5 protein-coding genes are annotated in these 6,174 nt (G+C 61.6%); 2 read left to right on the top strand and 3 right to left on the bottom strand.

Annotated elements, in window-relative coordinates; translation table 11 throughout:
• Positions 1-183: 183 nt before the first annotated feature.
• Complete coding sequence (locus NW848_RS11040; protein WP_011431360.1) at positions 184-780, bottom strand: chromophore lyase CpcT/CpeT; 597 nt, start codon at positions 778-780, stop codon at positions 184-186.
• A 467-nt stretch (positions 781-1,247) separates the two neighbouring features.
• Between NW848_RS11040 and rlmN the strand changes: the two genes are divergently transcribed.
• Complete coding sequence (gene rlmN, locus NW848_RS11035; RefSeq protein ID WP_414508990.1) at positions 1,248-2,318, top strand: 23S rRNA (adenine(2503)-C(2))-methyltransferase RlmN; 1,071 nt, start codon at positions 1,248-1,250, stop codon at positions 2,316-2,318.
• On the opposite strand, the gene NW848_RS11030 is transcribed toward rlmN, so the two are convergent.
• Positions 2,315-5,224, bottom strand: coding sequence for an ATP-binding protein (locus NW848_RS11030; RefSeq protein WP_414511105.1), 2,910 nt, complete (start codon positions 5,222-5,224; stop codon positions 2,315-2,317). The two genes, rlmN and NW848_RS11030, sit on opposite strands and share 4 nt — an antisense overlap.
• Before the next feature lie 34 nt (positions 5,225-5,258).
• Positions 5,259-5,900: an ABC transporter permease gene (locus NW848_RS11025; protein WP_011431363.1), complete on the bottom strand. Its 642-nt coding sequence runs from the start codon at positions 5,898-5,900 to the stop codon at positions 5,259-5,261.
• Between the two features lie 78 nt (positions 5,901-5,978).
• On the opposite strand from NW848_RS11025, the gene NW848_RS11020 reads away from it, so the two are divergent.
• The coding region (locus NW848_RS11020) for a MerR family DNA-binding transcriptional regulator (protein ID WP_414508988.1) at positions 5,979-6,174 on the top strand (196 nt) is incomplete at its 3' end.

Below are 6,174 nucleotides of genomic sequence, written 5' to 3'. Positions count from 1 at the left end.
AGCGACTAAAGTGGCTAGCGGGCTTTTCCGCCCCGCACTCAAGTGCGGGGCTACCCAGCTATCCTTTTGTGTACTACCTGGTCAGCGGCCCTATGTCCAGCCTTGGATGGACAGGCTGCTGGGGGTTTGCCCTGTTGCTCTTGCTCTGGATGGGATCCTGGCCTTCTGGGTTTGGATGGGGAGCTAGCTCCAGCGGGGCAAGTAGCAGGAAAAATCCTGTTTTTTAACAAACCGAAAGGGCCCGGAAAGGGATCCCCAGACCACCTGATCTGTTTCGGGATCGCGCCCCTGATCCAGGCTGTGGAAGTAGTCGGCCCCGATTTCAAACTCGCTATAGAGGTAGGTGGTTCTGCCCTTGCGCTCGACGATACAGCCCTTGCCGGGTACGCTGCGGCCCCGGTAGCAGGATCCCGTCCATTCCACCTGAACCGCGCAGCCGGGCAAAAGCTCCAGCTCTGCCGCCGCCAGGCTGGCCAGTTTTCCCAGATCTCGGCCAGCACATTTGTAGGCCTCCGGGGATCCCAGGGCGTAGTTTTGAATGCGGATCCCGTCTGGCGTCTCGAAAAGGTGGATGACCCGCTGCCGGTAGGGCTGGTCGGGGTAGATATCGTACAGTTGCTCCACGTAAAACCCTATCCCCTGAAACACCGACCACGGCAGAGGGCATTGGTAGACGTGAATGTTGGCGAACCAGACCGGCTCGGCTATAGCCTGGTGCAGATTGTTGAAATGTCCGGCCATCCAGGTGGCCAGTTGGGCCAGTTGCGGCGAAACCGACATAGCGCAAGTGACATACTCCCGTCTCTCACCCTAAAGCGCTCTGCGCCGCTGACGCGAACGGGTAGAGAGCAGGCTTCTCGCTTCGAAGGACTCCGTTCCGCTAGCGCGAACGGGGAGCTATTGCAAGAACCCTCTGCAAGCAGCCACGGAATGCCCTATCGCAGGGCTGTACCAGATTCCGGCAACGCCGTTTTGTACAGCCAATCTGATTTTACGATATTTTTTGCGGGGGTGGCTGTATCCCGACCCTGACTGCCCCCCAATCGGATATAGGGGGGTACAGGGCGGGGCTTATCCACCCCCGCACCCCCAGAAGCGTAAGCGTGCAAGCCTATTATCCGGGACGGCAGGCCCGCTTGCCAAAACCAGCTCTAGGGATCCAGTTTGGCCGACAGGCTAGAGTAGAGAAGCTCGATCCCCTCCGCTTGGGATCCGATTTGCCTTTCAATGGATTTGCGAACGGCGCTATGTCTGCCCCACCCCTTCCCCTGCTTGGGCAATCCCTAGCTGCCTTGAAAGACTGGGCGGTTGAGCAAGGGCAGCCGGCCTACCGCGGCCAACAACTGCACACCTGGCTCTACCACAAAGGGATCCGCTCCCTGCAGGAGGTGACGGTCTTTCCCAAGGCCTGGCGCGAGGCGCTGCAAGAGTATCCCGTGGGGCGCTCCCAGGTGGTGCAGCGGATAGAATCCCGCGATGGCACGGTCAAGTTTTTGCTGCAGTTGGCGGATGGGGAGTTGATCGAGACGGTGGGGATCCCGACCGCCAGGCGGCTGACCGTCTGCGTTTCCTCCCAGGTGGGCTGCCCCATGGCCTGCAACTTCTGCGCCACCGGCAAGATGGGCTACCGGCGCAACCTCAAGCTGCACGAAATCCTGGATCAGGTGTTAACGGTGCAGGAGGACTTTGGCCGCCGCGTCAGCCACGTGGTTTTCATGGGCATGGGGGAGCCCCTGCTCAACCGCGACACCGTGGTGCAGGCCATTCGCAGCCTCAATCAGGATATTGGCATCGGCCAGCGGCACATCACCCTCTCCACCGTGGGCGTGCCCCGCCAAATCCCCTGGCTGGCCCAGCAGGATCTGCAAATTACCCTAGCCGTCAGCCTGCACGCCCCCAACCAGGAGCTGCGGCAGCAGTTGATCCCTTCCGCAGCCCACTACCCCCTGGACGCCCTTATTCAAGATTGCCGCGACTACATGCTCTGCAGCGGGCGGCGGATTAGCTTTGAGTATACGCTGCTGGCCGGGGTCAACGACCTGCCCATCCATGCCCGCCAACTGGCCCACCTGCTGCGCCAGGCCAGCCAGGCGGGGGCCCGCCTGCACGTCAACCTAATCCCATACAACCCCATTGCCGAGGCCGACTATCAGCGCCCCCACCCGACGCGGGTGGCGGAGTTCGTCCGCCTGCTTGAAGAACACCACGTGCAGGCCAGCGTGCGCCAAACCCGCGGTCTGGATAGCAACGCTGCCTGTGGCCAGTTGCGGGGATCCTTTTTGCGCGCTTCCCCTGAGCCGGCCCCTGGCCGTTCCTAGGCGCTGCCGGCTCTAGAGAGGTCTTTTGCCGCCGCCGGAGCGGGATCTGGGCTTTGGGGGAGCCAAACGCGGAAATGGGTCCATCCTTCCAGGCTGCTGACGGAGATCCGGCCCCCCATGTGCTCCACCAGTTGCTTGACCAGGGACAGCCCCAGGCCGGTGCCGCCGTGCTTCCAGCGATCCGACTGCGGGATGCGGTAGAACTTCTCAAAGATGCGGGGCAGCTCCGCCTCTGGGATCTCGCTGCTGTTGCTGCAGACGAAGAGGATCCCTTCTCCTTCCTGGGCCACCCGCAGGTGGATGGATCCCTCGGGGGCGGTGTACTTGATGGCATTGTGCAGCAGCTCGCGCAAAATGCGGCCCAGAGCCGTGGGATCCGCCTCAAGGGGTGGGATCCCCTCTTCTAGGCGCAGTTGCAAGTTCTGCTTTTTGCCCTGGGCTAGAGGCTGGGCTGCCGCCACCAGATCCCGCAAATAGTGCGGCAGGAAGATCTCTTCCGGCTGGAGCAGATACTTCTCGGCTGCCAGTCGCTGCATGTCCAGCAGGTCGTTGATGAGATCAATTTGTCGGTTGCATTCTTTGAGAGCGATGGCAAAATAGTGCTGCTGTTTCTTAGGGTTATCGCAGGCTATTTGCAGCATCTGCAGGGCCATGCGCACGTTGGTCATGGGGGTGCGTAGCTCGTGGGAGACGGTACTCAAGAAATCATCCTTGAGCAGGTTGAGCCGCTCCAATTCCTTCACTTGGGCCCGGGTCTCCTCGTACAGACGGGCCTGGCGCAGGGCCAGGGCGCACAGGTTGACCACCTGATAGGCCAGTTGTCTCTCGGCTTCGGAAAACTCCTGCTGCCGCTCCAACAGCAAGAGCCCCAGCCGCTCTTGGTGGTTTCGAAGGGAGCAGGCCAAAAGCTGCACCCAGTGCCCGCCTTTTTCCTTTTGACAACAGCAGTGGACTTCCCAGGGCTGCTCGAGAAAAGCATGGGAGTGCAGCAGGTGCACCAGCTCAGGGTCGTTGAGATAGACGGGATCCGCCTCCTCCGGAAACGAGCAAGCCGGGATCCAGCCTGAGCCCCCGGCGCCGGTCAAGAGAATGTGGCAGCCGCTTAGGTGGAGGGCTTCGGCCAGGCTCTTGACCACCTCTTCCAGGATCTCCCCCTCGTTGAGGCTGGCCACCATCTGGCCGCTGAGGGAGCGCAGCACCGCCTCAAAGCACAAAGCCTGCTGCAGCTTAGCGGTGCGCAGCGCCACTTGCGCTTCCAGCTCGCGGTTGAGGGCTTCTAGCTGCTGCTGGGCCCGCTTTTGCTCGGTGATCTCCCGCCCCACCGCCAGGATCTCCACCAATTGGCCTTGGCTGTCGAAAATGCCCTGACCCACCCAGCTCACCCAGCGGGACTGGCCACTTTCGCCGGGGTACTCCCGCTCGCTGCGGTAGAAAGGACGTTCAGGCGTAAGAGCCGCAAGAGACTGCAGCACCGCCTCCCGTTCTTGCGGCGGCAGAGAGTCCACCCAGCGCCTGCCTATTGTTTCTTCTGCCGAACAACCAAAAAAGCGCAGGTAGGCAGGGTTGACATAGGTAATGCGGCTATCGGGCAAAGAGCGACAGATCAGCTCCGTCTGCTGCTCCACCACAGCGCGGTACTGCTGCTGCTGTTGCCAGAGGCGATCCAACAGCGCCTGTTGGCTGGCCGCCGCCTGTTGCCAAGCCTTGGCCAGGGTCTGCACCTCCCAGATGGGGCCGGGATCCACAGGGGGCCAGGCCGGGATCCCAGTTTGCACAAATTGCTCCGCTATTTGGGTCAGGCGGCGCAGCGGGCGAGAGAGGGCTTCACTGAGGAGGATCCCAGCTCCCAGAAAGCCCAGCAGCAGCCCCCCGCCCAAGAGGGCCGCCTGCTGAGTGCTGCGATAGACAGGGGCGAGAAGGATCTCCTCCGGGATCCCCTGTACGAAATAGAAACTCAGCCCCCCTTCATCCTGAATGGCCGTCACCTGTGCCAGATAACGGATCCTGTCCACCCTAAGGCGCAGCAGCCCTTGTGAGGCCGCCATCTCCCAGGATCCCACCTGCGCTTGCACAGCCAGCAGCAGCGGGTGGGGGGAGAGCTCCTCCGTGCCGGCCACCACCTGGCCCTCTTCATCCAGCAACCAGCTCACCCCCGGATACCCCAAGCTGACCTGCAGATCTTCCAGAAAAGCCTGCAGTTGCTGAGCCGAGAGAGCAGCCACCAGGCTGCCGTAAACCCCGCCCTCCCCATCCGCCAAGGGCAGCGCCGTCAGGACCAGCCGCTCCGGCCTTTGATGGGGAGACTCGACAAAAAAGTTGCTCACCACCCAGGTACGGCGGGCCCCTTCCTGTTGCAGGACTGCGGGAAACCTAGACAGCCGCCGCAGATCCACAAAGCCCAATTGCCGCGTCAAGCCGGTGGGATCCCCGCTTTCCGGATCCCGTTGGCGGCCTTGGACGGATCCCGGCTTCAGGCCCGGCGTGTGGTAAGTCCAGATCGAGCCATCGGCGTGGCGGCGGGCCGTGATAAACCCCCCCTGCTCAGAGACAAAGCCGACATAGCTCAGCTCGGGAAACTGCTGCAACTGGCGGGCAAAATACGCTTCCAAGACTTCCAGATCGCGAGGCTGAGGAGCGGCCAGATTGGGCAACAGCCCCCAGCGCACCGCTCCCTCAGTGAGGGCATTGACCTGCAGGGGGGCCTGCAGATACCGGTGTAGGTTCTCCTCGGCTCGGTGGTTAACCTCACGCTTCAGGTGCTCGGCCAACTGCAGCGCCATCTGCCGCCCGGCTCGCCAGGAGAGGTAGCTCACCCCGCCCGCCCCCCCGGCCACCGCCAACAGCAGCGGCAACAGCAGCGCCACCTGCAAAGGGATCGACCGAGAAGCCAGGGAGGGCAAGCGCATCCGGGAAGCAATCGAGGAAAATAGCATGGGATCCCTAGGCTTGAGGAGGTTCTAGCGCTCGCTGCACAGCGCCGAGGACAACTTCGGCACCCATGGCCAACAGCGCCACCGGGATCGCCCCCACCAGCAGGATGGCGGTGTCGTAGAGGGCAAACCCCAGCGTGATAAAGCTGCCCAGCCCGCCCGCCCCGATAAAGGCCGCCAACGTGGCGCTGGCAACCACCTCGATAGTAGCAGTTTTAACGCCGGCCAAGATTACCGGCAACGCCAAAGGGATCTCCACATAGCGCAGCACCTGGGCAGGGGTCATGCCCATGCCCAAGGCGGCTTCGCGTAGGGCCGGATCCAGGCTGCGGAAGGCCACGTCGGTGCTGATTAAAATGGGGGGCAAGGCCAAGATCGTCAGGGCAATGGCCGCCGAGCGGAAGCCAAGGCCAAAGTAGGGAATGGCCAAAAACAAAATCGCCAAGCTGGGGATCACCCGCAAGCTGCTAAAAGCATTGATCACCACCAGAGAAACCACCTGCGAGCGGGAGCTGCCAAAACCCAGCGGCAGACCCACCAGCAACGCGATCCCCAGCGGCACCGCCACCAGTTGCAGGTGTTGGAGGAAAGCTTGAAGTAGCAGGTCGCTGTTGCTTTGAGCATAGTCCAAGGAGCGGGCCAGGAGGCTCATCGAGAGCATGACTCTAGTCAATGATATGCTGGACTATACTGAAAATAATGTACAATATGTTCAGTATGGCTGCTTGGTATGGCTAGGTATGTAAAACCGAGAGAAGCGGCGGATTATTTTGGGGTGTGTCTCCACACCTTGAGGCGATGGGAACAGAAAGGCTGGATCAAAGCAATACGTACTCCATCTGGTAGGGCAAGAAGGTATGACCTCGACAGCTACATCAGAACGCCAAAGAAAGCCAAACGAGTCGTTTTGTACGCCCGAGTCAGCA

Source organism: Synechococcus sp. RC10A2 (assembly GCF_047502605.1).
Note: the sequence above shows the minus strand (reverse complement) of the source record. Positions and strands in the feature narration are given on the sequence as shown.

What these genes read in the sequence shown, in the direction of transcription:
- NW848_RS11040 (WP_011431360.1), bottom strand. Translation starts at nt 780, where the DNA reads ATGTCGGTTTCGCCGCAACTGGCCCAACTGGCCACCTGGATGGCCGGA.
- rlmN (WP_414508990.1), top strand. Translation starts at nt 1,248, where the DNA reads ATGTCTGCCCCACCCCTTCCCCTGCTTGGGCAATCCCTAGCTGCCTTG.
- NW848_RS11030 (WP_414511105.1), bottom strand. Translation starts at nt 5,224, where the DNA reads ATGCGCTTGCCCTCCCTGGCTTCTCGGTCGATCCCTTTGCAGGTGGCG.
- NW848_RS11025 (WP_011431363.1), bottom strand. Translation starts at nt 5,900, where the DNA reads ATGAGCCTCCTGGCCCGCTCCTTGGACTATGCTCAAAGCAACAGCGAC.